At 39.7% G+C, this 25,984-nt stretch carries 19 protein-coding genes; 12 read left to right on the top strand and 7 right to left on the bottom strand.

Annotation, left to right across the window (positions count from 1 at the left end):
* Positions 1-36 precede the first annotated feature (36 nt).
* The 7 genes from WAA15_RS07275 to WAA15_RS07245 all read left to right on the top strand — a co-directional run bounded on the left by WAA15_RS07275 (position 37) and on the right by WAA15_RS07245 (position 7,262).
* The gene (locus WAA15_RS07275) at positions 37-582 is read left to right on the top strand and encodes a hypothetical protein (RefSeq protein ID WP_337042051.1); all 546 of its coding nucleotides are present in this window, start codon (positions 37-39) and stop codon (positions 580-582) included.
* A 216-nt stretch (positions 583-798) separates the two neighbouring features.
* Positions 799-1,458, top strand: a complete 660-nt coding sequence (locus tag WAA15_RS07270; protein ID WP_337042050.1) for a hypothetical protein — start codon at positions 799-801, stop codon at positions 1,456-1,458.
* A gap of 173 nt (positions 1,459-1,631) precedes the next feature.
* On the top strand, positions 1,632-2,360 hold the full coding sequence (locus WAA15_RS07265; RefSeq protein ID WP_337042049.1) for an SOS response-associated peptidase: 729 nt from the start codon (positions 1,632-1,634) through the stop codon (positions 2,358-2,360).
* 4 nt (positions 2,361-2,364) lie between these two features.
* Positions 2,365-3,273 (top strand): tetratricopeptide repeat protein, encoded by a 909-nt coding sequence (locus WAA15_RS07260; RefSeq protein WP_337042048.1) that lies wholly within the window; start codon positions 2,365-2,367, stop codon positions 3,271-3,273.
* Between the two features lie 241 nt (positions 3,274-3,514).
* Complete coding sequence (locus WAA15_RS07255) at positions 3,515-3,946, top strand: Hsp20/alpha crystallin family protein (protein ID WP_337042047.1); 432 nt, start codon at positions 3,515-3,517, stop codon at positions 3,944-3,946.
* 267 nt (positions 3,947-4,213) lie between these two features.
* Positions 4,214-5,749: a Do family serine endopeptidase gene (locus WAA15_RS07250; RefSeq protein ID WP_337042046.1), complete on the top strand. Its 1,536-nt coding sequence runs from the start codon at positions 4,214-4,216 to the stop codon at positions 5,747-5,749.
* 226 nt (positions 5,750-5,975) lie between these two features.
* Positions 5,976-7,262, top strand: a complete 1,287-nt coding sequence (locus tag WAA15_RS07245; RefSeq protein WP_337042045.1) for an aminotransferase class V-fold PLP-dependent enzyme — start codon at positions 5,976-5,978, stop codon at positions 7,260-7,262.
* 76 nt (positions 7,263-7,338) lie between these two features.
* On the opposite strand, the gene ileS is transcribed toward WAA15_RS07245, so the two are convergent.
* Positions 7,339-10,779, bottom strand: coding sequence for an isoleucine--tRNA ligase (gene ileS / locus WAA15_RS07240; RefSeq protein WP_337042044.1), 3,441 nt, complete (start codon positions 10,777-10,779; stop codon positions 7,339-7,341).
* Between the two features lie 224 nt (positions 10,780-11,003).
* On the opposite strand from ileS, the gene WAA15_RS07235 reads away from it, so the two are divergent.
* The 5 genes from WAA15_RS07235 to WAA15_RS07215 all read left to right on the top strand — a co-directional run bounded on the left by WAA15_RS07235 (position 11,004) and on the right by WAA15_RS07215 (position 18,840).
* Entirely contained in the window at positions 11,004-12,440 is a 1,437-nt protein-coding gene (locus WAA15_RS07235) for a DUF1800 domain-containing protein (RefSeq protein WP_337042043.1), read from the top strand.
* 37 nt (positions 12,441-12,477) lie between these two features.
* On the top strand, positions 12,478-13,680 hold the full coding sequence (locus WAA15_RS07230) for a DUF1501 domain-containing protein (RefSeq protein ID WP_337042042.1): 1,203 nt from the start codon (positions 12,478-12,480) through the stop codon (positions 13,678-13,680).
* Positions 13,681-13,816: 136 nt separating this feature from the next.
* A complete protein-coding gene (locus WAA15_RS07225; RefSeq protein WP_337042041.1) occupies positions 13,817-15,844 on the top strand; it encodes a gliding motility-associated C-terminal domain-containing protein in 2,028 nt (675 codons plus the stop codon).
* A gap of 11 nt (positions 15,845-15,855) precedes the next feature.
* A complete protein-coding gene (locus tag WAA15_RS07220; RefSeq protein ID WP_337042040.1) occupies positions 15,856-17,337 on the top strand; it encodes a capsule assembly Wzi family protein in 1,482 nt (493 codons plus the stop codon).
* Positions 17,338-17,364: 27 nt separating this feature from the next.
* The gene (locus tag WAA15_RS07215; RefSeq protein WP_337042039.1) at positions 17,365-18,840 is read left to right on the top strand and encodes a capsule assembly Wzi family protein; all 1,476 of its coding nucleotides are present in this window, start codon (positions 17,365-17,367) and stop codon (positions 18,838-18,840) included.
* On the opposite strand, the gene WAA15_RS07210 is transcribed toward WAA15_RS07215, so the two are convergent.
* From WAA15_RS07210 to WAA15_RS07185, 6 genes are all read right to left on the bottom strand, one after another.
* Entirely contained in the window at positions 18,817-20,763 is a 1,947-nt protein-coding gene (locus WAA15_RS07210; protein ID WP_337042038.1) for a polysaccharide biosynthesis protein, read from the bottom strand. The genes WAA15_RS07215 and WAA15_RS07210 overlap by 24 nt on opposite strands.
* A 208-nt stretch (positions 20,764-20,971) precedes the next feature.
* Positions 20,972-22,360 carry a hypothetical protein gene (locus WAA15_RS07205; RefSeq protein WP_337042037.1) on the bottom strand — a complete coding sequence of 463 codons (1,389 nt, stop codon included), beginning with the start codon at positions 22,358-22,360 and terminating at the stop codon, positions 20,972-20,974.
* 88 nt (positions 22,361-22,448) lie between these two features.
* Positions 22,449-23,576, bottom strand: coding sequence for a DegT/DnrJ/EryC1/StrS family aminotransferase (locus tag WAA15_RS07200; protein WP_337042036.1), 1,128 nt, complete (start codon positions 23,574-23,576; stop codon positions 22,449-22,451).
* A 6-nt stretch (positions 23,577-23,582) separates the two neighbouring features.
* Positions 23,583-24,173: an acetyltransferase gene (locus WAA15_RS07195; protein ID WP_337042035.1), complete on the bottom strand. Its 591-nt coding sequence runs from the start codon at positions 24,171-24,173 to the stop codon at positions 23,583-23,585.
* The gene (locus WAA15_RS07190) at positions 24,173-24,778 is read right to left on the bottom strand and encodes a sugar transferase (protein WP_337042034.1); all 606 of its coding nucleotides are present in this window, start codon (positions 24,776-24,778) and stop codon (positions 24,173-24,175) included. The genes WAA15_RS07195 and WAA15_RS07190 overlap by 1 nt, the downstream gene beginning before the upstream one ends.
* Positions 24,771-25,982 (bottom strand): glycosyltransferase family 4 protein, encoded by a 1,212-nt coding sequence (locus WAA15_RS07185; protein WP_337042033.1) that lies wholly within the window; start codon positions 25,980-25,982, stop codon positions 24,771-24,773. Before WAA15_RS07185 ends, WAA15_RS07190 begins: the two co-directional genes overlap by 8 nt.
* Between the last annotated feature and the right edge of the window lie 2 nt (positions 25,983-25,984).

The following is a 25,984-nucleotide window of genomic DNA, read 5'->3' as shown; positions in this document are numbered from 1 at the left end:
TATATATTAAATACAGACACAATTCGTCCGAAAATCATGAAAATCTACATTTTTATTTTAATTTTGTTTGTCTTTGCTTGTAGTAACCCAAAAGAAAGCCCCAAAGTGGAAGTAAGTGTCCCTGCCCCCCAAAAAGCTGTTGCTTCTAGCAATGTGCAAACGCTTTTCCGTTCCATTATGGGTAACGGAGAAGGACTGTTAAGAGGTGTGAAGTTCGGTGACTCCATAGAAGAAGTTAAAAAAGTGGAAACAAGCGACCTCTTTGAAGAAGAAGACTCGCACGTGGGTTATTCTTTTGATACCGAAAACCTTGAAACAGTTGATATTCTTTACCAGAGAAACAGCCAGAACCGCGTTACAGGTATTGAACTGGATATTTATATGAATACCGACGAAACGAACGACGGTTTAAAACAAGAATTAATTCAGTTATTCAATGTGCGTTACGGAAAACCTGTTTCTGAAAACCCGCTACTGGTCTGGAAAATTAAGCCAAACGGGCAGGTAAGTATGAAAGTAATCAAGAATAAACTCGATAGAGGGCTGGAGGTGAAGTTTTCTCAGCAGCCGCCAGCTATGTAAGATAAACCAACAAAACCCTCCCAGAATCACAATCTTGGAGGGTTTTTTATTGGTTGGTTTCAATTAATTTATGTTCCTCTTTGGTTTTGTTTGCTTAACATAAACAATACCAGATTATCATACATAAAGAAACCACATAAACAAAACCCCGAATAATATCGGCTGAAATTCAGTAACACTAAAAACCAGCTTATAACTGACTTACACAGTATGAACATGAAAACAAAACTACTACCATGTATAATTATCAGCCTTTTTGTGGTTATAGCCTGTGAAGGTCCGCAAGGACCCGACGGAGCCGTTGGCCCACAAGGAGCCAAAGGAGTAACAGGTGCCACCGGCCCAACCGGAGCAACGGGCGCTACGGGCATAACAGGCGCAACTGGTGCTAAAGGAGACAAAGGTGACCCGGGTGCTGCCGGCGCGAATGGTACAAATGGTAGCCAAGGGGCTAAAGGAGACAAAGGCGATACTGGTACGGCAAATGTGATTTACTCAGATTGGGTTATTCCGACCTCGAGCAACTGGCAAAAGGTTTCTGACATTAACTATACTTATACCATAGCCGAGTCCAGAATAACTCAGGATATGGTCGATACGGGCGTTGTATTGGCCTACGTGCGGCAGAACAGTGCCAGTCCAGCCTATTTGTTACCTTTTAGTTTAACTACACCCACAAGCATTAGCAACTATAACGTGGGTATGTATATGGGCAATATTGTTATAAATTTCCTTGAATTGTTAGAGCCATCGGGCAAACCAGCCAATAATTTGCAGTTTCGTTACGTTATTATACCCGGAGGCGTTAAAGCAAGGGTAAATATAGATTATACTAATTTTGATACTGTTGCAACTGCTTTCGGAATCCCGAAATGAGTTTGGAAAATTTGTCAGGATAATGGGATGGTAAAGACACTCTTCGGGGTGTCTTTGCTTTTTACAGGCTTTCCGAACAAACACCCCGTAAATAGGGTTTTACTATAAAATTCTTGTTGTTTAGGCTATAAATACGTATATTTAAGTATAATTCCACCAGATACTTGCCAGAAATGTGTTACCATAATTCTCAGAAAGCCAAAACCGAACAGCTAGCCGAACGCTATAAGGTTAAGAAAATAAAAGACCCCGAAAAAATTAAACCAGTCTACCATGCCAATGCGTTTGGTTTCAGGCCGTGGCCTGTTATTACAGATGCCGAACCTGATACGCTTCAGGCCATGCAATGGGGGCTGATACCCGCTTGGGCGCGCAGCCATGAAGAAGCAATGAAACTACGTACCAATACGCTCAATGCACGCATAGAAACTATTTTTGAGAAACCATCTTTCAGAGAAGCCAGCCAGACAAGGCATTGCCTTGTGCCATCGACTGGTTTTTTTGAGTGGCAAACCCTGAATGGTAAAAAGTATCCGTACTTTATTTATCTAAAAAATGAAGAGATTTTCAGTATGGCTGGTATCTGGGAAACATGGACAGACAAACAAAGTGGCGAACCACAGCATACATTCTCTATCCTGACAACAGAAGCAAACCCATTAATGGCACGCATACACAATTCAAAGCAGCGTATGCCCGTTATATTACCTAAAGAAGCCGAGTCAGAATGGCTACATAAAGGTTTTTCAGAAACTACTATTGATGCCTTTACCAAGCCTTTCGATGAGAAAAAAATGGTAGCTTATACCGTAAGCCGCCTAATTTCTGAAAAAAATTCGGATACACCTGAGGTGCAGAAACCTTATAATTACCCTGAGTTTATGCAAACCAGTCTTTTTTAATTGTATGATTAAACAAGTATGTAATATTTCGTTCCGAAAGAAATTCCTCTCTTTCGGGTTTTTGTCGTTAACCGCTATTCCGCTAGCAGGCTTTAGCCAGAAGTGCAACCATTCAAGCGAGGTGCAGGCCCTTTTTACTCATTTAAAAAATAATGGCTTTGATGAGTCAAAACCCGTCGACTACCATTATTTCTTTATTGATACCGACCCTAAGGATATTGTACAACTGAAAGATGCCCTCGTAAAACAAGATTACCAATATGTAGGTATCGCTAAATTAGGTGGCAGGTATCAGTTAGAGGTAAGTAAAAAAGAGGCACATACAGCCGATTCGGCTATTCAGAAAGGTAAAGAACTGAAAGAGTTGGCTAATAGCAATAATGTAGAAATTTTTGACGGTTTCGAGTTGAAAATCGATACTGGTGAAGAAAAACCGACCGATGTCAGACAAGCAATCTATAAAATTCCGAATAACCAGTTGTTCAGGAAAGCCATGGAGTTTTATAACAGAAATGAAACCGAAAAAGCCCTGATTGCTTTTGACCGCTGCATTAGTCTGGGTATTAATCTTGAAGCCAGTTACTATAAACGCGGCAATTGTAAAACAAGCCTCGGTAAAGTAAATGAGGCAATAGCCGACCTCGAAGATGTAGTGCGCCTGAACCCCAAGCACTATGAGGCCAATTTTAATCTGGGAGGGTTGTATCTGGACAAAGAAAACTACGACCGAGCCATTAGTTACTACCAGACAGCCGTAACTGTAAACCCCAAAAGCGACAACGGTTTGTACAGGCTGGCGGAGGCTTATCAGAAAAAAGGCATGAAAGAAATGGCCTTACGGTACTGTGAAAAATCGTTGGAGGTAAATCCTGATAATGCTTATGCACAAAAATTACGTGAGAAACTGAATTAATTCTGATATAACCCCAACAGAGGGAGTTGGCCTTGTGCTGATTCCCTCTGTTTTTGTATGACTATTTTGCGGTGGGTAAAAATATGAAAATGACAATTTGTCATTTTGTTTTTATCGAATAAAACATTTTAATGTCATTTTGTCTTGTTTTTTGAGGTGGTATACAAATTGATAACTAAGAGGTGTCGCCACAACGACGTGGCAAATCAAAAGTTAAAAACATTAAAATCGATAAATAACCATGGCAACATTAGTAAGAAGTTTCGCTCCATCATTCCCTTCATTATTAGAAAACTTTTTTAACGATTTCGAGCGTGTAGCACCTGCACATCAACATTCTTTTCCGGCTGTAAATATTCTTGAAGATGAAAACGCCTATAAACTTGAGTTAGCTGCTCCGGGCTTGAAAAAAGAAGATTTTAAAATTAATGTTCATGACAATGTGCTTACTGTTTCGGCCGAACAAAAAACCGAAACCGAAGAAACCAAACAAAACGGTAAGTACACACGCAAAGAATTTAACTATTCTTCTTTCAAACGTTCGTTTACTTTACCTAAAACCGTCGATAGCGATAAAATTCTGGCATCTTACAACGATGGTGTTTTAGGTTTGGAATTACCTAAAAAAGAAGAAGCAAAACCAAGAGAACCACGTCTGATCGAAATTGCATAAGCAAAACATATATTCCTCAGAGGCAAGATTCCGAAAGGTTTCTTGCCTTTTGTTTGAAGCCCAGAAGCACCCTAGTTAAAATTTGTTAAAAATCCACAAACACCCGAATTTTCATAAATACTTTTGCGTTAAATTTGTAACAAACAACAAGGTACTATTTTTTGTTACCCTAAAAGAGAAACTTGCATTTGAGAATACTTTACTAATGATTGGGTTTTCCAGTCAGTGTAATCAGAATAATTCAGTTTTAAATCAGCAGTAAGAACTATGAACAGCACATTAAAAACAATCGGTATTGCTATTGCCAGCAGTATTGTAACAATAGGTGGTTATCGTATGCTGGGTATTGAAGGAAAAGACGTAATCTTTAGTGAAGCCTCAAGCCCGTCGCTCAATCGTTTAGCTAACTATACAGGTGGCGGAGCAGTGCCAGGTGACTTCACTTATGCCGCCGAACTATCAACCCCCTCGGTAGTGCATATCAAAGCCAAATCATCTCGCATGGTGCGCCAGCAACGCTCTATTTTTGATGATTTCTTTGGTGACGACTCACCTTTTGGCTCACCCCGTAACCAGCAACAGGAATCATCAGGCTCTGGGGTAATTATCTCAAACGATGGTTACATAGCCACTAACAATCACGTGGTAGAAGGTGCCGACGAGCTCGAAGTAGTTACGTCTGACCACAAATCTTATAAAGCCAAAGTATTAGGAACCGACCCTTCGACCGACATCGCTGTTGTTAAAATCGAAGGAAGCAGTTTCCCTGCCATGACCTTCGCTAACTCGGACAACGTAAAAGTAGGTGAGTGGGTGTTGGCCGTAGGTAACCCTTTCAACCTTGAGTCGACTGTTACTGCGGGTATTGTAAGTGCCAAAGGCCGTAGCATTGGTATTCTGGCAGAAAAACAACAACAACAAATGTTCAGACGCTACGGCGAAAACAGCCGCGAAGCCAGAACAAGCGATGCCATTGAGTCGTTTATTCAGACTGATGCAGCCGTAAATCCGGGTAATAGTGGTGGTGCTTTAGTAAATCTTAAAGGCGAATTAATTGGTATTAACACAGCAATTGCAAGCCCTAATGGTGCCTATGCCGGATATGCCTTTGCAGTGCCATCGAGCATTGTTAAAAAAGTTACAGCCGATATTATCAAATATGGTAACGTACAACGTGGTTATTTGGGAATCAATCTGGTAGAACTGGATGGCAAAAAAGCTGAAGAACTTGGTTCAAAAGTGTCAGAAGGTATTTATGTAGCAGACGTAATTGAAAACGGTGCCGCTAAAGCAGCAGGTATTCAGAAAGGCGACGTAATTGTAAAAGTAGATGGCGTTGAAACAAAAAGCGGCCCAAGATTACAGGAATTAATTGGCCGTAAACGTCCGGGCGAGTCAGCTATTGTTACAGTAACACGTGACGGCAAATTAAAAGATTTTGATGTAACACTTCGTAATCGTGATGGTGGTAAAGATATTGTAAAGAAAGAAGTGGAAAACACCAACAAAACCTTTGAAAAACTAGGTGTTGAATTAGGCGAGTTATCATCGTCAGACAAACAAAAACTAGGTATTTCGGGTGGTGTAGTTGTAAAGAAAATCTATGATGGTGACATTGCAGATTATACCCAAATGCGCGAAGGCTTTGTAGTAATGAAAGTAGGTGAAAGAAAAATAAATTCTGTAAACGATTTCAAAGCTGCTATTAAAGAAGCCAAAGAAAACGGAGACGATGGTGTAATGATTTGCGGTACTTATCAGAGTGCGTCTCGTACGACATGTTATGGTTTGAGTTTGGAATAGTGGCGCAGTGTAGCGTAGACAAGAATCCCAGCCAAGTGGTTGGGATTTTTTGTTGATAAGTATTCGTGAAAACCCATAATTTGACTGTTTTGATAGGATTTAACAAAGGTTTTACTAGATATTCGGCAGATTGTTGCCAGTCAAAACAAGAAATGTAGTGTGGGCATTTGTATCGGGCTGGCTTTTCGTTATATTCGCGAACACTCATTAACCTACACTCAAACTAATGAACTCTCGCCGACACTTTATTCAGAAATTATCTGCCTTTACGGGTGCGTCACTTATTCCGTCGTTAAAAGCCATTTCAGCCGACGACCTGCTGAGTATCAGCACACTAAAGCCTGAAAAAACACCGGAACAACTAGCCACCGACGAAGATTTCTGGTATCAGATTCAACAAGCCTATACGGTTTCACCACAGATTATCAACCTCAATAACGGCGGGGTAAGCCCTGCGCCACTGGTTGTACAAAATGCGGTTGAGCGTTATGGCAAATTTGCCAACGAAGCCCCAAGCTATTTTATGTGGCGTATATTAGACCAGGGACGCGAACCACTCAGAGAGAATCTGGCTAAATTTGCTGGGGTGTCAGCAGAAGAAATAGCTATTAACCGAAATGCCACCGAAGCCCTCGACACTGTGATTCTGGGTTTGCCTTTACAGAAAGGTGACGAAATAGTGATGACCCGCTACGATTACCCCAATATGTTACACGCATGGCGGCAACGTGAACTTCGGGATGGATTGAAGATTAATTATGTAGACTTGGAACTACCTGCGGAAGATAACGACTTGATAGTGAAAAAATTTGTGGAGCAAATGACACCCCGCACCAAAGTAGTACATATTACACATATTATTAACTGGAATGGACAGATTTTACCCTCGAAGCGCATAGCCGATGAGGCCCATAAAAGAGGAATTGAAGTACTGATTGACGGAGCCCACTCTTTTGCGCATCTGGAATACAAAATTCCTGATTTGGGAGGAGATTATTTCGGAACCAGCCTGCATAAATGGCTTTCGGCACCGATAGGTTCTGGAATGCTCTGGATTAAAAAGGAAAAAATAAGTAAGGTATTCCCGCTGATTCCGAACGATAAGCCTAATTCTGATAATATCAGAAAATTTGAGAACCTCGGCACGCGCCCATTCATGATTGAGCAGGCTATTGGGCAGGCACTTAATTTTCAGTTAGCCATTGGCAATGCACGTAAAGAGGCACGTTTAAGGTATTTAAAAAATTACTGGGCGCAAGAGGCCATTAAACTGCCTAAAGTGAAAATGAATACTTCCTTGAAAAAAGAATTTTCGGGAGCGTTGGCACATTTTGGAGTTGAAGGCATGGAAGGCGGTAAAATAGAAGGCGAATTGCTAGGCAAATATAAAATACATACATCGCCCGTTAAATGGGAAAAACTCGATGGCGTGCGTGTAACCCCTCATGTATACACCACCCTGAACGACCTCGACAGGCTCATAGATGCCATCAATCATATTGCAAAAGCATAAGGTAAGGCGTAGGCTACACTTAATATAAAAATAGGCTGCCTTTTTGAGACAGCCTATTTTTTATGATTGAAAACTTTTATTTAGCAACGTCAACTTTTACTACAAGCATAAACTCATCCATCTCTATTTGCGCGGCACCTTCTGGCGATTCCGCTACAATAGTAAGCGAAAGAGCTTGTACCTCTTGGCAAATATATTCCTTATTGGCCTGAATAGCTTTTACAAGTGTCTCGTCGTTGTTTTGCAGCGTAATATTAATTTTGTCGGTTACATCAAAGCCATTGTCTTTTCTGAAATTCTGAATCCGGTTAACAAAATCACGGGCAATACCTTCCTGACGCAACTCTTCCGAGATGCTCATGTCAAGAGCTACCGTAATACCTGCTTCACTAGCCACTAACCAGCCGGGTACGTCTTCGGTCAGGATTTCTACATCTTCCAGTTTTAGAGAAATAAACGTAGCTAGCGCAGAATTTGTGGCAATTTCGCCGTTCTTTTCCAGTTCTTTTAATTGCTCGACCGAAAGCCCATTAATAAAGTTTCCTACTTCTTTCATGTCTTTGCCGTATTTTGGCCCCAGAACCTTGAAATTAGGCTTAACTTTTTTCTTCAAAATGCCCGAATCATCGTCAAGATATTCAACTGCTTTGATATTTACTTCTGACTTGATGATTTCTTCTACATGGCGAATTTTCTCGCGGGTGCTTTCAGAAAGTACCGGAATCAGGATTCTTTGCAGCGGTTGGCGTACTTTAATTTTATGTATTTTACGCAACGAGTGTACTAGCGAAGAAATTCTCTGTGCCAAATCCATCGACTCTTCCAACGTAGCATCAACCCAGTTTTCGTTGTAGGTTGTCCAGTCTGTAAAGTGTACCGACTCATAACGAAGCGCAGAGTTATTTTCTTTGGCTTCGTCACGTACCGAGTTAGTCATGTTTCTGTATAGCCACTCACCGTAGAAAGGGGCAATCGGTGACATCAACTGCGACACCACCACCAAGCATTGATGAAGTGTTTCGTAAGCAGCCTTTTTGTTTTCTGTGATTTCGCCTTGCCAGAAACGGCGGCGGCACAAGCGCACATACCAGTTCGATAACTGGTCGCAAACAAAATCCTGAACCAGACGACCCGCCTTCGTTGGGTTATAGGTTTCGTATTGTTCGGCAACCTCTTTTACCAAAGTGTTCAGTTTCGATAAAATCCAGCGGTCCATTTCAGGCAGGCGGTCATAAGGCACACGCCCTGCCTCCGTAACCTTGAAGTTGTCGAGGTTGGCATATAAGGCAAAGAAATTATACGTATTGGTGAGTGTACCAAAAAACTTACGTTGCACTTCTGTAATGCCATCAAGGTTAAACTTGAGGTTATCCCACGGCTCGGCGTTGGTAATCATATACCAGCGGGTAGGGTCGGCTCCATATTGGCTTAAGGTCTCGAACGGGTTAATGGCATTGCCCAAACGTTTCGACATCTTGTTGCCGTTTTTATCAAGCACAAGCCCCGTAGAAACCACGTTTTTGAAAGCGATGGAATCGTACAACATACCCGAAATGGCATGTAGTGTAAAGAACCACCCACGGGTTTGGTCTACCCCTTCCGAAATGAAGTCGGCCGGATAGCTATTATCAAAAATATCTTTATTCTCGAACGGATAATGCCATTGTGCAAAAGGCATGGCTCCCGAATCGAACCATACGTCTATCAGGTCAGACTCGCGTTGCATTACCTTCCCACTCGTCGAAACCAGGTATACCTCATCTACAAACGGGCGGTGTAAATCTTCCTTGTTTTCTGCTAAAAGCGTAAGGAAATAGTCATTTTTTTGTTTTTGTTCAGCACTAAGTGCATCGTCTTTCTGGGCGTGCAGAATACCGTTTTTCAGTTCTTCCAACGACCCTATACAAACTTCTTCTCCATCTTCGCTTCTCCAGATAGGTAGTGGAGTACCCCAGTAACGGCTACGCGACAAGTTCCAGTCAACGGCGTTTTCAAGCCAGTTGCCAAAACGTCCGGTGCCTGTGCTTTCGGGTTGCCAGTTAATGGTTTTGTTCAAGGCCACGAGGCGGTCTTTCATGGCCGTAGTACGAATAAACCAGCTATCCAGCGGATAATACAAAACAGGTTTATCTGTACGCCAGCAATGCGGGTACGGGTGGTCGAATTTCTGTACATTAAAAGCCTTATTTTCGGTTTTCAGCTTGATACCGATGCGCTCATCAACCGACAGGTATTTATCACGCCCTTGTTTCAGGCGTTCTGTTTCTTTTTCTTGCTCGGTCAGGTAAGCCTCTTTTACATATTCTAGCGCAAAGTCTGTAATTTCTTTAACAAAGCGGCCGCGTTTATCAACAATTGGTACATCTTTGCCTGTTTCATCTTTTACCATGATGGGCGGGATACCGTTTTGCTGAGCCACACGGAAGTCGTCGGCACCAAAAGTTGGTGATGTATGCACAACCCCTGTGCCATCTTCGGTCGTAACAAAATCTCCGATAATTACCCTGAAAGCCGCTACTTCGGGCTGTACATAAGGTAGGAGTTGTTCGTATTCGATACCTTCGAGTTCAGCACCTTTAAACTCGGTCAGGATGCTCCACGGAATTATTTTTTTGTCTGACGTCTCAAAGCCTTCAAAATCACCGTCGTGTCCTTTTTCTGAAAAATACTTGTTTACCAGAACCTTCGCCAACACCACATTTACAGGCAGGTAAGTATAAGGGTTAAAAGTTTTAACCAGTACGTAATCAATGTTTTTACCTACCGTAAGCGCAGAGTTAGCCGGCAATGTCCACGGGGTGGTTGTCCAAGCCAATATATATACGCCGTCAGTTTGGGCGGCCTTAAATAAAAACGCCGATTTTTCTGACTCCTTCACCTTAAACTGGGCTGTTAGTGAAGTATCCTTCACTTCTTTGTAGGTTCCGGGCATATTCAGTTCATGCGACGAAAGCCCTGTTCCGGCAGCCGGCGAATAAGGCTGAATAGTATAGCCTTTATAGAGTAAGCCTTTGTTGTAAAATTCTTTCAGCAAGAACCAGATACTCTCGATATACTCGTTTTTATAAGTAATATAAGGGTCGTCAAGGTCTACCCAGTAACCCATTTTCTCGGTCAGGTCATTCCATTGGTCGGTAAAGCGCATAACTGTTTCACGACACTTCTGGTTATAATCTTCTACCGAAATCTTAACACCAATATCTTCTTTGGTAATACCTAGCTCCTTTTCAACCTGTAATTCAACGGGTAGGCCGTGGGTATCCCAGCCCCCTTTACGTTTAACCTGATAGCCACGAAGGGTTTTATAACGACAGAAAATATCTTTAATCGTACGAGCCATTACGTGATGAATCCCCGGAGTACCATTAGCCGAGGGTGGTCCTTCATAGAAAGTAAAAGTAGGAGAACCCTCTCTTACTTCGACTGATTGCTCGAATATTTTATTCTCTTTCCAGAACTGAAGAATCTCGTCGGCAATCGCTGCGTAGTTAATCGATTTATACTCTTTGTAATTCATAATGATAAGCGGATGCGGGTGGCATTCGGAGCCATTCCCGAAATAGTTTGCAAAGATAAGGATTTTTAGCCCATAGAAATAATTGATTACAGAGATTTAGCAAATTGTAGCAGCTAACTTGCCCCGAAACCCCCACAGATTAAATCTCTGGCAACAAGTAAGTTACCGTTAAACCCTAACGAGGTTTCAGACATCTAAGCTACTGTACTTTAAAATTAGATGCCATGTTACAAAAGCATATCCAGCATTTATGCTGGCGAGCCGGTTTTGGCGAACCTATTGCCCTTGTAAAAGAACATGAAAAACACAACGCCAGACAATTGTTCAGGAAGATGCGTGAGGCATCGGAAACATTTGTGCCGATTGATGTAGTAGAAGCGGCTGATTTAGCTGGCGATTTCAGGAAATTACGCGAAATGCGTATCGAGAAACAAGAAAACGGCACAGCCTTTGACCGCAACAAACTGAAAGATTTACAAAAAGAACGGCGCGAAGAACAAGCCAGACTCAATACTGCATGGCTCGATAAAATGAGCAAAGATGCTGGCGCATTGCGCGAAAAAATGGCCTTTTTCTGGCATGGACATCTGGTTTCCCGTAGTATCAATGCCGCCTTTTCGCAAAGCTATGTAAATACCCTGAGAAAGTACGCGCTCGGTAAGTTCGGCGATTTGTTGCTGGCCGTTTCCAAAGAGCCTTCAATGTTACAGTTTTTAAATAATAAGCAAAACCGAAAACGAAACCCCAACGAGAATTTTGCCCGTGAGCTAATGGAGTTATTTACATTGGGGCGGGGCTTTTATACAGAAAAAGATATTAAAGAAGTAGCTAGGGCTTTTACAGGTTGGGATTTTGATTTGCACGGAAACTTTGTTTTCAGGGAACGGCAACATGATGAAGGAGAAAAAACAATTTTTGGTAAAAGTGGCTATTTCAAAGGCGAAGATGTCATTCGGATGATTCTGGAAAACAAGCAAACGGCTCTGTTTATTACCACAAAAATCTATCAGAATTTTGTCAATGAAAATACAAATGATGTGTGGCATCAGGAAAAAATAGCTTTTCTGGCAAAGAAATTCTATCAAACAGATTATGACATAAGCCATTTGCTCGAGCATATTTATACTTCTGATTGGTTTTACGACCCGCGCAATATAGGCACACACATAAAATCGCCTATTGAATTGCTGGTAGGTATAAAACGAACTTTAAATCTTGACTTTGCCGAAGACCAAACCAGCTTGTTTGTGCAGCGGGTTCTGGGGCAGGTGCTTTTATACCCGCCTAACGTAGCAGGATGGCCAGGCGATAAAAACTGGATAGATAGCTCAAGTCTGTTGTTCCGAATGCAGTTGCCTGCCCTGATTTTTACAGATAAAACGCCAGAAATTGCCGCCAAAAGTGATGGCGACATTAACACGGAATACCAAACCCAGAAACGGAGCTTCAAGGCAATTATTGACTGGAATAAATTTGCGGCCGGTTTCTCTGATAACGAACAACAACTAGTAACAGAGCTAAGTAACTTTCTTTTGCAACTTCCGGTGCAACAAGAGGTAATACAGGGCCTCAGAAATCAGCTAAAAGAAACCGATAAGCCCGAAACAGTTAAAAAACTAACGGGAGCTTTATTGATGCTACCCGAATATCAGCTTTGTTGATAGATTTTATATTACCGCCCAATTAATACTTACGATTATGGCATCACGCAGAGAATTTATTAAACAATCGGCTTTGGCAACTGTTGGGGGTATGCTTGTACCCAATTTTTTAAAAGCCTACGAACGTGAAACCGCGGGCTTCGGCCAGTTTACTGATAAAAAACTAGTAATAGTACAGCTATCGGGTGGCAACGATGGGCTTAATACCGTAGTTCCGTACAGAAATGACCTTTATTATCAGGCACGCCCGACTATTAGCATTGCTCCTGATAAAGTGCTGAAACTCAACGATGAGTTAGGTTTGAATCCGGCTCTCGACGGGCTGCGTCGCTTATACGACGATGGCCTCGTGAGTATTATCAATAATGTGGGGTACCCTAACCCCGACCGCTCGCATTTCCGTTCGATGGATATCTGGCAAACAGCGAGCGAGTCGACCGAGTACCTGAAAACTGGCTGGATAGGGCGTTATCTTGATGCCAACTGCCAAGGCGAATGCGTGCCTTATCGTGCTTTGGAAATAGACGATACCCTGAGCCTTTCGATGAAAGGCGAAAAAGTAAAGGCTTTAGCCGTAAAAGACCCCGAAAAACTATATAAACAGGTAAGCCGCGAATTTGTCAAGAAGATTTCAGCGGTTACACCGCCTGCTCAGAACGAAAATCTGGCATATATGTATAAGACATTAGCCGAAACGTCGTCGTCGGCCGAGTTCTTACATGCCAAATCGAAGACCTACAAAAGCCAGAGCCAGTATCCGGCGGGTGAACTGGGGCAGAGACTAAAAACTATTGCCGAACTGATAATCTCTGAAATGCCTACAAACGTATACTATGTGAGTATTTCAGGTTTTGATACACATTTTAATCAGGTAAACCAGCAGGAAAGACTGTTAAAAAACTACGCCGATTCGATAAACGTATTTGTAGATGATTTGAAAAAGAATAACAAAATGAACGAGGTTGTGGTAATGACTTTTTCGGAGTTTGGCCGTAGGGTAAAGCAGAATGCCAGCGCAGGAACTGACCACGGAACAGCCAATAACGTTTTTCTGATAGGCGGTAACCTGAAACGCCCGAAAGTGCTGAACGAAGCCCCGAATCTGACAGATTTAGACGAGGGTGATTTGAAGTTTTCGGTCGATTTTCGGCAAATTTATGCCTCTTTATTACAGGATTGGCTCGGAGTGTCCGAAAAAACAATACTTGGTAAACCTTTTGAAACCCTGAAACTGGTATAAAAATACTCAAATGCACACACCAGAAAATAATTGACCACTAAATAAAAAACAGTAGAAAAACAGAATTATTGTTCCAAAAATACGTTATTAATTAGCAACTTTGTGGGTTGTTCTTGGTTAATTCTTGTACTATTCAATGAGAAAATTCTTGAAAATAATTCTACTTTTTTTTATTTCAATATCTGTCTTTTCGCAAGGTGTTTGTGACTTAACAGCTGGGGTTGAAAAGGGTGGTTTTGACTTTGATGGACCCTCAGCAGTATGTATTGGCGAGAAGGTAAAAATAAAAAATACCTCAGGAGTAACCGATGTAAAGTATATTTATGGCTACAAAGGAGAGGCGGCTTCGCGCTTGCCTTCTATTCCTGCAACTACTGACACCGAATGGCCTTTTCTGGCTGCCGGCGAATACCTCATTCTTCAATACGGTAAGAAAAACGGCAAGGATATGTACTTTTGTAGGGTTGCCACTGTCAGAAAAAACACCGAACCCGTTTTTAGTTACAGCGACTGCAACAATAACCAGATAGAAATAGCTATTTCGAATGTTCCGGCTAATAACTTTGATTATTATACCATTGACTGGGGCGATGGCAGTGCGCTTGAAAAAGTAAATCCAACGCAATTGCCCTACAAAAAAACCAAAGGCTTAACTACACCACGAACCATTACAGTTAATGGGGTTTTTGCAACGGCAAGTAGTTGCCAGAGTAGTTCTTCCAAAACAATTCCTTATCGTGACCCTCGCGTGCCTGGTTTTACGGGTTATGATACGCCAAATGCCCCTAATATTAAACAGGTAATTTTAAAAGAAGCCGACGAAGCCATTTTAACCATTAACGGAAGCTATGACCCTGCTGGTTACAACCTCTTCATGACCGAGCGTGGTACGCCTTACAGTAAGGTTCCTACCAAAAGAAATGTGTTACCGGGCGATATTTCCATTCCGATACCAGATACCACTAAATCATATTGTTTTTATTTAACCAGAAACAATACTTGCGGATACGAGGAGTCGGCCGAGATATGTACAGTTATATTGTCAGACGTACAACCCTCTGATAGTTACTCACAGAAAATTATATGGGAAGAATACCCCAAAGAGATGTCGCACGAGACTGCCAGCCCTAACTATGGTTTGTTCATGAATAGTACCACTAAACTCATGAAAGAAGAGGACGACGTACCGGCTGCCGAAAAGGTCATTTCTGGAGGGGTATACGTAGATAATGTCAATTGTAGAAATAAATATTGTTACCGAATCAAGACCGAGACTTCGGGGCAAATGTACTACTACAAGTTTTCAGGTACTAGCATTTCAAAACAAATGTGCCTCGATAGAGAGGATTTTCATCCGCCAGCCATTACTGATGCCCTCGTAAGTGTAAATGCCGCAAATGCTTCTGAAATAACCTTTACTGATAATAGTTCGTGGCAACTAAAAAAAGACAAGTTCATTCTTTACAGAAATAACGGCACTGCGTTTACCGAAGTAAAAACCAGTCCTACAATAAGTACAATTACCGATACAGGCGTTGATAATTCTCAGCAATCGAACTGTTATAAAATTGCTTACCTTGACGAATGCGGGAGTACTTCGGCTTTATCTCCTCCATTTTGTACAGTTTTACTTACTGAAGGTAATAAAAATGAATTAGTCTGGACGGCCCCTTCGCCCTTTGCCGATACAGGTGTGCAAGTGTATGAAGTTGAAAGCCTTGACGAAAATACAGGTGCTCCGTCAAGGGAAGTATCCCTGTCAGGTACACAGTTAAACTACTCGCCAGACTTGAGTAAGTTTCAAGAAGAAGCCAGATACAGAATAAAAATTATTGCTCCTGATAAAAACGAGAGCTACTCAAATATTTATGTGATTCCGTTAAGCATAAAAATATTACTTCCTGATATTTTCACACCTAATAACGATAATTTTAATGATAATCTGGAAGTAAAAGGAACTTTCAGACGTATTGCTAATTTTGAACTGCAAATATATAACAGATGGGGAAATCCGGTATTTACTTCTGATGACCCTCTGAAAACATGGGATGGTAACTTTCAGGGTAGCAACGCACCCGTAGATACCTACACCTATAAGATTTATGCTAAATTAACAGATGGTACAGAAGTCAACAAAACTGGTAAGTTCTTGTTAATGCGCTAACACAATCTTTTATGATAAAAATTCTCCACATTACTATCTTCATAGTATGTTCTGGCGGTATTGGCTTTAGTGCCTATGCTCAGAGTATATTATCTGGCATTAGGTATCAGGTTGGTGCTGGTGCCTATGTGTCTGACAAAACACCTTTCTGGCTGCGCGCTAATCAATATGGGCTTGTTCCGCTAAACGGCCCTTTCCTAACCTTGCAAGGGGCAGCGTATAAAGATTACGATTCAACCATGACGGCTCAGGGAAGAAAAAAAATGTTTGATATAGGCTATGGTGCCCAGGCTGTAATTAATATGGGCAAGCAAGCACAATTCTTATTGCCGGAAGCCTACCTCAAAATGCGTTATGGTGCGTTTGAATTCTACGCAGGCCGACGAAAAGAAATAATAGGGTTAATAGATACAACGCTAAGCGCAGGCTCTTATATATGGTCAGGTAATGCCCTGCCTATTCCTAAAATTCAGTTGGCTATTCCTAACTATGTTTCTATTTTGGGTAAAGGCCTGATTTCCATTAAAGGTGCTTTTAGTCATGGCTGGTTTGGAAAACAACCTTACACCGAAGGCTATTATTTACATCAGAAATGGCTATATGGCAAAATAGGTCGGGATTCATGGATGTTTAATTTTTATGGTGGCATAAACCATCAGGTTCAATGGGGTGGATACTCAGAAAGCTTTAAAAATAATGATATTCTCACTAAAAACGGCTTCTTTTCTGCCGACCCTTTTGTTTTCCTTAATGTAGTGGTACCTGTGTACTGGAAAATACCCGCCAGTAAAGAGTATACCCAATATGAAACCCTGAACAGATTTGGTAATCACTTAGGTAGTATTGATATTGGTTTCAGTATCAAGACAAAATTTGCTGATATTTACTTTTATCGCCAAAGCCCTTATGAAGATGGGCAAATGCCTGAGGTAATTTTGTCGATGGATGGTAATTATTCGTTAAGCCTTGATTTGAAGAATAAGCGGTATATCAGTAAAATTAATTTTGGGTATCTGGATACCCGTCGGCAGGCAGGCGAACTTACACAATTTGCAAAATGGCTGGGTAAAAAAGAAACTCATTACGGAGAGGTACAAAATTATCTGAATCATGGGCAATATTCGGAAGGCTGGAGCTATCAGAACAATGGTATTGGTACACCACTTATTATAGCAAATCAGGATTTAACAAAAGATGTGCAGGCAAGCGATAGCCAGATTTTTACTATCGATAATTTTGTGCAGGCTTATTATGCAGCCGCTACCGGAAAAATAGGAAAATATAATTATCTTCTGAAATCTTCTTTCACCTCGAGTACCGGTATTTTTTATTTGCCTAGAGCCAGCAGGTTGAGCCAGTTTTCGAGCCAGTTTTCTTTGGGTATACCTTTTGCCAAATACAATATTGAATCAAAAGCTAATATAGGTTTCGACTCCGGTAATCTCTATGGCAATAATATAGGCATTAGTTTTTTTATTCTTAAAAAATGGTAGTAATTTGCACAAAAACGCCACCTGTCTATGCAGTTTCTCTATAAAACAACCCTTCTACTAGTTTGTGCGGTCTCTTGTACTTTTGGGCAAGGTGTATTCAAAGATATAAAGTATAGGGTTGAGGGTGGAGCATACCTGTCAAACTCAGGCCAGACACCATTCCTGATTCGTTCAAACCAGTATGGAACAGTGCCTTTAGACAATCCCATTTTTAGTGTAAAAGCAGGTCTCTACAAAGAATATGATTCGACATATAACAAACAGAAACTTTTAAATAAATTCGGGATTGGGTATGGTATAAATGCAGTAGTAAATGCTGGTAAAACCAATCAGGTACTTTTACCCGAAGGGTATTTCAAAGTCCGTTATGGTGCTTTTGAGTTTTATGCGGGCCGTAGAAGAGAGGTTGTAGGTATAGTAGATTCGACACTTACTTCGGGGTCATATATATGGTCGGGAAATGCTCTTCCAATCCCTAAAATTCAGATTTCAATTCCTAATTTTACGTCTATTCTTGGCAAAGGGCTTTTGTCAATTAAAGGGGCTTATAGCCACGGCTGGTTTGATAATGGCTTGGTAGAAAACTTTTACCTGCATCAAAAATACCTATATGCCCGTATTGGAAGGCCAAATTGGAAGGTTAAAATAATGGCTGGGTTTAATCATCAGGTGCAATGGGGAGGTAAGCCTGTTAAGCCTTACACGGATTTAACAACCGGTATGGTTATTTCTCATTTTCTTTCAGATTTTTCTACTTATTTAAAAGTGGTATCGGGGGTGAGTCTGAATGTAACCGATGATGGTTCTCAAATTCTGAACCCGGGTAACGAAGCCATGAACAGGGCAGGGAACCATTTGGGTACAATTGATATTGCTACTGAAATAAATTTTAAAAAGTTCAACCTTTTAATATACCGCCAAAGTATTTACGATGATGGCTCGTTGTATTATATGAATAATATTACTGATGGCCTGTTTGGTGTGTCTGTAAAACGAAAAGCAGTAAAAGATGGTATAACAGGTATTTGCTTTGAATATCTTGACACAAGAAGCCAAGGCGGGGCTACCGGAAGTGAAAACACCATTCCACAATTAAGGGGGCAAGACAATTATTTTAATAATGAAGTATATGCCGATAGCTGGACATATAAGGGGGTAGTAATAGGAACACCATTTTTTTTGCAGAGAAATGTAATAGATAGCCGTCTTATTAAAAGAAATCTGGAGAAATTCTCGCCTAATTATATAATTAATAACAGGGTTCAGGCATTTCTGATTGCCTTGGAAGGAAAAACTAAAAATGTAGAATTTGCTACAAAATTAGTTTATTCCCATAATCTCGGCTCATTTGTAGTACCTTTCGATGCCATGCAATTTTCTTTTCTTTCCAGAATCAAATACAATCTTCCTAAGTTTTCTTTAGTATCGAATATCTCTTTCGATGAAGGCAAGGTGCTGCAAACTACTTTGGGGGCTTACTTAGGGGTTCAGAAAACCTTCTAGTTCGTTTTCCAAGTCTAGTTCTTCATAAATAGAATTGTTACTTATATATTCTGGAATTAATTTTTTTAGTTCTGAAACAATTCCGTTGCTATCCATTTTGTTCAGATTTACTTCCATGTGTTTGATTGCTAAATTGAGTAAATCATAGTCTTCAGGCACAACCCTTGCAATCATTATTTTATGATGATGCGTAGGTTGGGTGTTTTCATTGCTAGTCAGCAATTCTTCATATAGTTTCTCGCCGGGTCTCAGACCAGTAAATTTAATAGAAATATCTTTGTCCAGTTCCAAGCCGGAAAGTAGTATCATTTTCTTGGCTAAATCGACAATCTTCACAGGATTCCCCATATCAAATACGTATACTTCACCCCCTTTACCCATTGTTCCTGCTTCCAGCACTAACTGGCAGGCTTCAGGAATAGTCATGAAATATCTGATAATATTAGGGTGTGTTACTGTAATAGGCCCACCACTCTCTATCTGTTTTTTAAATAACGGTATAACAGAGCCATTTGAGCCTAAAACATTACCGAAGCGCGTAATAATAAACCTTGTGCTGTTGTCATGGTGGCTATCAAGTCCTTGTACATACATTTCGGCCAGTCTCTTAGAAGCACCCATTACGTTTGTAGGGTTTACTGCTTTGTCGGTCGAAATCATTACAAACTTTTCAATTCCGTATTTCGATGCCAGATTAGCTACAATTTTGGTTCCTAAAACATTTACTTTCACAGCCTGATAAGGATTTTTTTCCATTAAAGGCACATGTTTATAAGCTGCGGCATGAAAAATTATTTGAGGGAGTTCTTCTTGAAAAAGATTTTCCATCAACTTTTCATTGGTTACATCGTATACTTCAACTCTTATATTAGGTAGGGTGTTTTTCCCTGATGCAGATGTACGCAATAGCTCACTCTCTAGATCGTATAACGCCGACTCGGCCTGATCAATCAGAATAATTTTGTTTGGTGAGAATTTTATTAATTGTCTTACCAGCTCACTTCCGATTGAGCCTGCTGCGCCCGTTACCAGAATTTTCTTGTTATTAATAAAACGTTCAACAAGGCGATTATTAATGGAAATAGGGTCTCTTTCCAACAAATCATTAATTTCAATTCTCTGAATTTGCTTGGTAGTAAGCTCTCCTTTTATCCATTTATTAACAGGTGGAATCGATTTCAGAATAATACCTTTTGAAAGAAAGTATTCAGCAATTTTAGCTTTCGATAAAGGGCTTATATTCTGTATGGCAAAGATAACCTCAACGTCATCTTCCTTATTGGCGTTAATAATATATTTATTGATAGCTTCATCGCGTGATAAGACTCTTATACCTTCTACTGTTTTGTGAATTTTTTGCGGGTTATCATCAATAAAGCATAAAACTTTGTAGGTTTTCACTTTATCGTTTATAAGGCTGTTTTTGGTAATTAGACCCATATAACCTGCGCCATAAATAATTACAGAGTTTGCAGATTTTATATTTCTGAAGAATGAATCGTATAGACCTTTTACCAGAAAACGGCTAAAAATTAATGCAAAAAGGGTAATAAAATAACTTATAATAGTGATTCTGGAAGGAATACACACATATTTTATATGATGATAGCAACCAAGATTAGAAAGTAAAAAAATAAAAACGCTACTGATGGTTATTACTTTAAACAACAGTGTGGCATCTTCCATGCTGGTGTGCCTTACAATGCCTTCATAAGATTTAAAAGTTATAAAAAAAGTAGCTCTTACTGAAAGAATAAACAGGAGATGATACTTGAAAAGATATGGTTCAACGTATGTTAATTCAAAGTTAAAGTGGACGAATACGGCAAGAGTAAACGTAATGGAGCAAATAAGTAAATCAACAAAAAGTATCAGCCATTTGGAGGCGAACTTTTCAGTGTATCTGCGTAAAAAATCGGCCATGATAGCTGTTGTGTTTTATGGATGGCTAAATTTAAAACAAATATAAACACTCTTTATTTAGCAGCAAGTTTTTGAGATGAGATGGCAGAATAAATTTATTAATCGGCAAAATGATGCGAATAAATTTTATATATATAGTTTTAGCTTACTAAAAGAACCTTTGGCTCACTTAACCAAAGGTTCTTTTAGTTAATATTATCAGGCCTGATTATTTCTTTTCAATTTCTTTTTTCAGGTTAGCATTTTCAGCTTTTAGAGCCTTGATTTCTTTATTCATTTCAATCATATAAAGAGTTAGCTCTTCAATTTTCTCCATTAATTTAGCACTTGTCTGAGTTACATCTAAACCATTTTTTGACATTTCTTCCGCAGAAGGAACGTTTGGTAAGTGTTTGTTTTCTTTTACGAAAGACTCAACTTTTTCAAGTGGTAATAGTTGGTAAGATGGCTCAAAAACGTAGTCAGCCCAATCAGCAGTACCTTTTAAAGCAACTTTTACTTTTTCAGTAATGATACCATCCTGTACAATTAAACGATAGGCATTGTTAGTTGGCATGGCAAATGATGCATCGAAGTTACCAACTGCCAAGAAACCAACAGTAGTTGATTTTGTAGCACCTAAGTTAATTTTAAGGTTTTTATTGTCAAACTCTCCTTTAATTAGCGGGTTAGCAGTATTAGAGTTAGCAATATAAAGCTTATTTGAAGTTGTTTCAAGCTGACCAGACTGGTATCCTAGGAATATATTACCACTGCCTGTAGTATTCAAACCAGCTTGATAACCAAGAGCTGTATTATTATTTCCACCTGTTAGTAGTACCAGTGAAGAAGCACCAATAGCAGTATTACCTGTACCATTGCTGTTATATAAGGCATCTTTACCAATTGCAATGTTATTTCCACCAGTAGTATTGGTAAATAAAGTAGCGTGACCTAAACCTACGTTACCAGTACCAGTTGTATTTGCTGTTAATGAAGAACCACCAATAGCCAAGTTGAACTGGCCAGTGGTTGTTTTTGATATTGCTGAATAACCAATCGCTGTATTAGCAGAACCAGTAGTTAAAGACTTAAGGGTCATATAGCCAACACCTAAATTAGTAGTACCAGTGCCCCCTCCAGTATTACCTGCTTGGTAACCAAGAAAGAAGTTAGATGTATTTGAGATTTTACCTGCAGTAACACCACCTAATTTAAAGTTAATTGGAATATCTGTTGAAGTTCCAATGGGTGTTCCTATGAAACTGTCGCTAGTAGCGTTAGAGTTACCATTTAACGACCAGTCGTTAGGGTCACCAGCAATAGCATTGTCTTTGGTATTAGTCAGTGGCTTCCAGTCATTGCCATCATAAAAATAGAATCCTGAAAGAAAATCTGTTTGATAAACAATCAGACCTTTTGCAGGGCTTTGAATAGCATTACGTTGTTGTAGACTCATGCGGGGCATCAATAAACCCTTTGATGAAGAGTTAAGATCTAGAATCGCAGATTGGTCAGGCTTAGTAGTACCAATACCCACGTTGTCTTTTTGTGCAAAGGCAGATATACTCATTCCCAACCCAAGAGTAATTGCCATTAAACGTACATTGTTTTTCATTTCTTATCTAGAATTTTATAATTTCTTATTTTGCGATATAAAAGTATAACAACTATACTGTAAATTCAAAAGAAAATTATATATTTTATTAAATGGTTAAGTGTTCTTTTAAAATATCTGTGACTTTTTGCAAATCAGTTTCTTCTAGATTTGAGCCTGAAGGTAAACACAAACCGCGTTCAAATAGTGTTTCGGATACGTCAGTACCATAGAAGGGAGCTTCTTGAAAAATTGGCTGGAGGTGCATAGGTTTCCATAACGGACGTGACTCTATATTTCTTTTTTCAAGGGCAAGTCTTATTCTTTCGCGTTCGTGATAATTTTTTAAAAGAATACAGCTAAGCCATCTGTTTGAGAAGTAGTCGGCCGAAGGTTCCGGCAGAAAACTAACATTTGTGTTGTTTTCTAAGGAAGTTACATAATGATGATAATTTGCTCTTCTTTGTTTTATGCGTTTATCCAGAACCATCATTTGCCCTCTGCCGATACCTGCCGATATATTACTCATTCGGTAATTATATCCAATTGCCGAATGCTGATAGTGCGGAGCGGCATCTCTTGCCTGAGTGGCCAGAAAGCGCGTTCTGTCAATTAAGGCTTTTTCAGCCGAAACCAATGCCCCTCCGCCTGAAGTAGTAATAATTTTATTGCCATTAAATGAATATATACCGAATTTACCAAATACCCCCAAACTTTTTCCCCGATAGGTTGAGCCTAAGGCTTCTGCAGCGTCTTCAATAAGCGGAATGTCATAATTATTAGCAATAGTTATTATTTTATCCAATTGAGCAGGCATCCCGTAAAGATGTACCAGTATAATAGCTTTAGGCTTTTTTCCTTTTAAAAGCCGATCTTTAATGGCGGCTTCCAGCACATCGGGGTTCATATTCCAGGTTTTTTCTTCCGAATCAATAAACACTGGTGTTGCTCCCTGATACACAATAGGATTACAGGTAGCCGAAAACGTGAAACTTGAGCAAAGTACTTCGTCTCCTGCCTGTACATTTAGCAGTATCAGAGCTAAATGAATAGCAGCAGTACCTGAGCTTAAAGCGGCAGTATATGGCGCACCTGTGTAGTTGCAAATGTCTTGTTCAAAACCATCTACATTGGGGCCGAGCGGAGCTATCCAGTTTGTGTCGAAAGCTTCCTTTACAAATTCAAACTCCTGGCTACCCATGTGTGGTGATGAAAGCCATATTTTTTTTTCGTTCATAGTTTTTTATTTTATTTTTTTTGCGGGATTCCCAACAAAAGTTGAATGATCGGGGATATCTCTTATTACGACTGAACCTGCTCCAATAATAGCTCCTTTTCCTATACGGATTCCTTGAATGATTACTGCTCCTGCACCTATATGTGTGCCTTCGCCTACACTTACATTGCCACAAAGAGTGGCATTTGGAGAAATATGTGCAAAATCTTCTAGTATGCAATCGTGGTCAATGGTCGCACCTGTGTTAATAATTACATGCCTACCTATTTTTGAACCACGTTGAATAATAGCCCCATGAAAAATTACTGTACCTTCTCCAACACTTACTCGGCTGTCTAGTACAACTGACGGGTGTATAACACTACCAATTTGATGAGAAATGGATTCGCTTATACGTTTTCGTATGTTATTATTACCAATAGAGATGATAAGAGGATTATCTGAATAAAGTTCTGGCTTATACTTTCCCAGAACTGGATATCCGTCTAATGTTAATAAGTCAGGGTTATCGTCAAATAATCCGTTAACTATCTGGCCATTAGCTTCCAGACAGCTACAAATGACTTTTGCATGCCCGCTTGCTCCGTATAATAGCATTAGTTATGACCGTTAAATTTTTCCATTGTAACTGATGTGGCCGACGAGATACCTTCAGATTTTAAAACCTTTTTTATAGTTAATAAAATTATCTTTATATCTAATGCTAAAGATATGTTGTCGATATACCAGACATCATATTCAAGTTTTTGTTTCCAAGCTATGGCATTTCGCCCGTTTATTTGCGCCCAGCCGGTAATACCCGGGCGTACCTCATGGCGTCTCTTTTGAATATTATCGTAAAGAGGTAAATACTCGACCAGTAAAGGTCTGGGGCCTATCAGGCTCATATCTCCCTTTATTACGTTAATTAATTGCGGTATCTCGTCTAACGATGTTTTCCTCACAAATTTACCTACACTCGTTAAGCGTTCAGCATCTGATAGTAGGCTTCCTTGCTTATCACGCTTATCATTCATGGTTTTAAACTTAATTACCTTGAAGATACGTTCGTTCTTACCGGGGCGTTCCTGTAGGAAGAAAGGCTTTCCCTGATTAAAAAAAGTTAATAAAGCGGTAATTATTATAAATACCGGAAGCAATACTACAAAGCCTATAAAAGCGATTATGAAATCGAGAAAACGTTTGAAAAAATTACTATACATTTTTGAAGTGGCTCATAATAATTTCATAGGATTTATTAACATGGAAATGCGAAAGCATATAGCTGTACCCCCTTTCACCATAATTGTTTCTGGTCGCCGAATCACAGAAGAAATCTATACATTCTTGCATTTTTTGTATATCTCCGCTTTTACTCCATTTGCCTATATGGTTGGTTTCAAGTATCGGGCCTAGGTCAGTATGGACATCAGTAGCCGCAATTACAGGCATCCTGTTTTCCAGATAAGACAAAAGTCTTGATGGGAAATTGGGAATAGTAAACCGGGGATCTAGAAAGATTAATCCTACATCACCAATCAAAATAAGCTCGTCATATTCTTGCTTTGGTAGTTCTTTCTCCAGAATAGCATTGGCAGGATTATTTTGTTCAAACCATTCGGCTAGTTTGCTGTATTCAGTACCATTACCAATAATTAGAAAAAAAACACGTTTATTGTTTATGTTTTTTCTGAGTACGTCCAGTAAAAAGCCAATCCCCTGTGGTTTCCCCAGATTACCACCGTATAAAAATACAGTTGCGTCGGCCGAAATATTATATTTCTTTTTAATGCTACCTTTTTTTGCTATATCGGGTGCTGGTTTGTTTACAGGCTCAATGCTATTAGGATTTACTTCTAACTTATGGTCGGGCACCGTTTTATTATGAGTTTTAATATACTCAACATTGGCCTCTGACATACAACCAATATGGTCTGAAAACTGATATAACTGTTGCTCTTTCCTTTTAAAGTATTTATATATCAAGCTATTTTTCTTGAAAAAACCTAAATCTACGGCATTTTGTGGGAAAATATCTTTTAACAATAAATATGACTTAGCACTATTGGTTTTTTTTATGAAACGAATAATGCTGGTAAAAGTAATGGGTGGTGTAGAGTAAAGAACAAGGTCAAACTTTATATGTCCAAAATTTTTTTTAATAGCCAACATATATTGTTTTTCAATCATGAGTGTTCCCAGACCCTTTTCAACAAGATTGGTTTTTTGCAGGTTAAGTGTTTTTACTTTAAGTATATGGCTTTTGTTTTCGGTGGTTAGATTCGTCTTTTGTCCGTATCGTCGCTCATTTGGAGTCACTACATAAACATTATGACCTTTTTGACAGAACTTTCTTAATAAATCATTGTATATTCCTCTTTCGGAAATAGTGTTGATACGAACAATTGTCAAAAAAAGTATATTCATAA

The sequence above is a fragment of the Emticicia sp. 17c genome (assembly GCF_037153985.1).
Taxonomy (GTDB): Bacteria; Bacteroidota; Bacteroidia; order Cytophagales; family Spirosomataceae; genus Emticicia.
This window is presented reverse-complemented; position numbering and strand designations above follow the sequence as displayed.

Coding starts and splice junctions, on each gene's coding strand:
- WAA15_RS07275 (WP_337042051.1), top strand. CDS start 37: ATGAAAATCTACATTTTTATTTTAATTTTGTTTGTCTTTGCTTGTAGT.
- WAA15_RS07270 (WP_337042050.1), top strand. CDS start 799: ATGAAAACAAAACTACTACCATGTATAATTATCAGCCTTTTTGTGGTT.
- WAA15_RS07265 (WP_337042049.1), top strand. CDS start 1,632: ATGTGTTACCATAATTCTCAGAAAGCCAAAACCGAACAGCTAGCCGAA.
- WAA15_RS07260 (WP_337042048.1), top strand. CDS start 2,365: ATGATTAAACAAGTATGTAATATTTCGTTCCGAAAGAAATTCCTCTCT.
- WAA15_RS07255 (WP_337042047.1), top strand. CDS start 3,515: ATGGCAACATTAGTAAGAAGTTTCGCTCCATCATTCCCTTCATTATTA.
- WAA15_RS07250 (WP_337042046.1), top strand. CDS start 4,214: ATGAACAGCACATTAAAAACAATCGGTATTGCTATTGCCAGCAGTATT.
- WAA15_RS07245 (WP_337042045.1), top strand. CDS start 5,976: ATGAACTCTCGCCGACACTTTATTCAGAAATTATCTGCCTTTACGGGT.
- ileS (WP_337042044.1), bottom strand. CDS start 10,779: ATGAATTACAAAGAGTATAAATCGATTAACTACGCAGCGATTGCCGAC.
- WAA15_RS07235 (WP_337042043.1), top strand. CDS start 11,004: ATGTTACAAAAGCATATCCAGCATTTATGCTGGCGAGCCGGTTTTGGC.
- WAA15_RS07230 (WP_337042042.1), top strand. CDS start 12,478: ATGGCATCACGCAGAGAATTTATTAAACAATCGGCTTTGGCAACTGTT.
- WAA15_RS07225 (WP_337042041.1), top strand. CDS start 13,817: ATGAGAAAATTCTTGAAAATAATTCTACTTTTTTTTATTTCAATATCT.
- WAA15_RS07220 (WP_337042040.1), top strand. CDS start 15,856: ATGATAAAAATTCTCCACATTACTATCTTCATAGTATGTTCTGGCGGT.
- WAA15_RS07215 (WP_337042039.1), top strand. CDS start 17,365: ATGCAGTTTCTCTATAAAACAACCCTTCTACTAGTTTGTGCGGTCTCT.
- WAA15_RS07210 (WP_337042038.1), bottom strand. CDS start 20,763: ATGGCCGATTTTTTACGCAGATACACTGAAAAGTTCGCCTCCAAATGG.
- WAA15_RS07205 (WP_337042037.1), bottom strand. CDS start 22,360: ATGAAAAACAATGTACGTTTAATGGCAATTACTCTTGGGTTGGGAATG.
- WAA15_RS07200 (WP_337042036.1), bottom strand. CDS start 23,576: ATGAACGAAAAAAAAATATGGCTTTCATCACCACACATGGGTAGCCAG.
- WAA15_RS07195 (WP_337042035.1), bottom strand. CDS start 24,173: ATGCTATTATACGGAGCAAGCGGGCATGCAAAAGTCATTTGTAGCTGT.
- WAA15_RS07190 (WP_337042034.1), bottom strand. CDS start 24,778: ATGTATAGTAATTTTTTCAAACGTTTTCTCGATTTCATAATCGCTTTT.
- WAA15_RS07185 (WP_337042033.1), bottom strand. CDS start 25,982: ATGAATATACTTTTTTTGACAATTGTTCGTATCAACACTATTTCCGAA.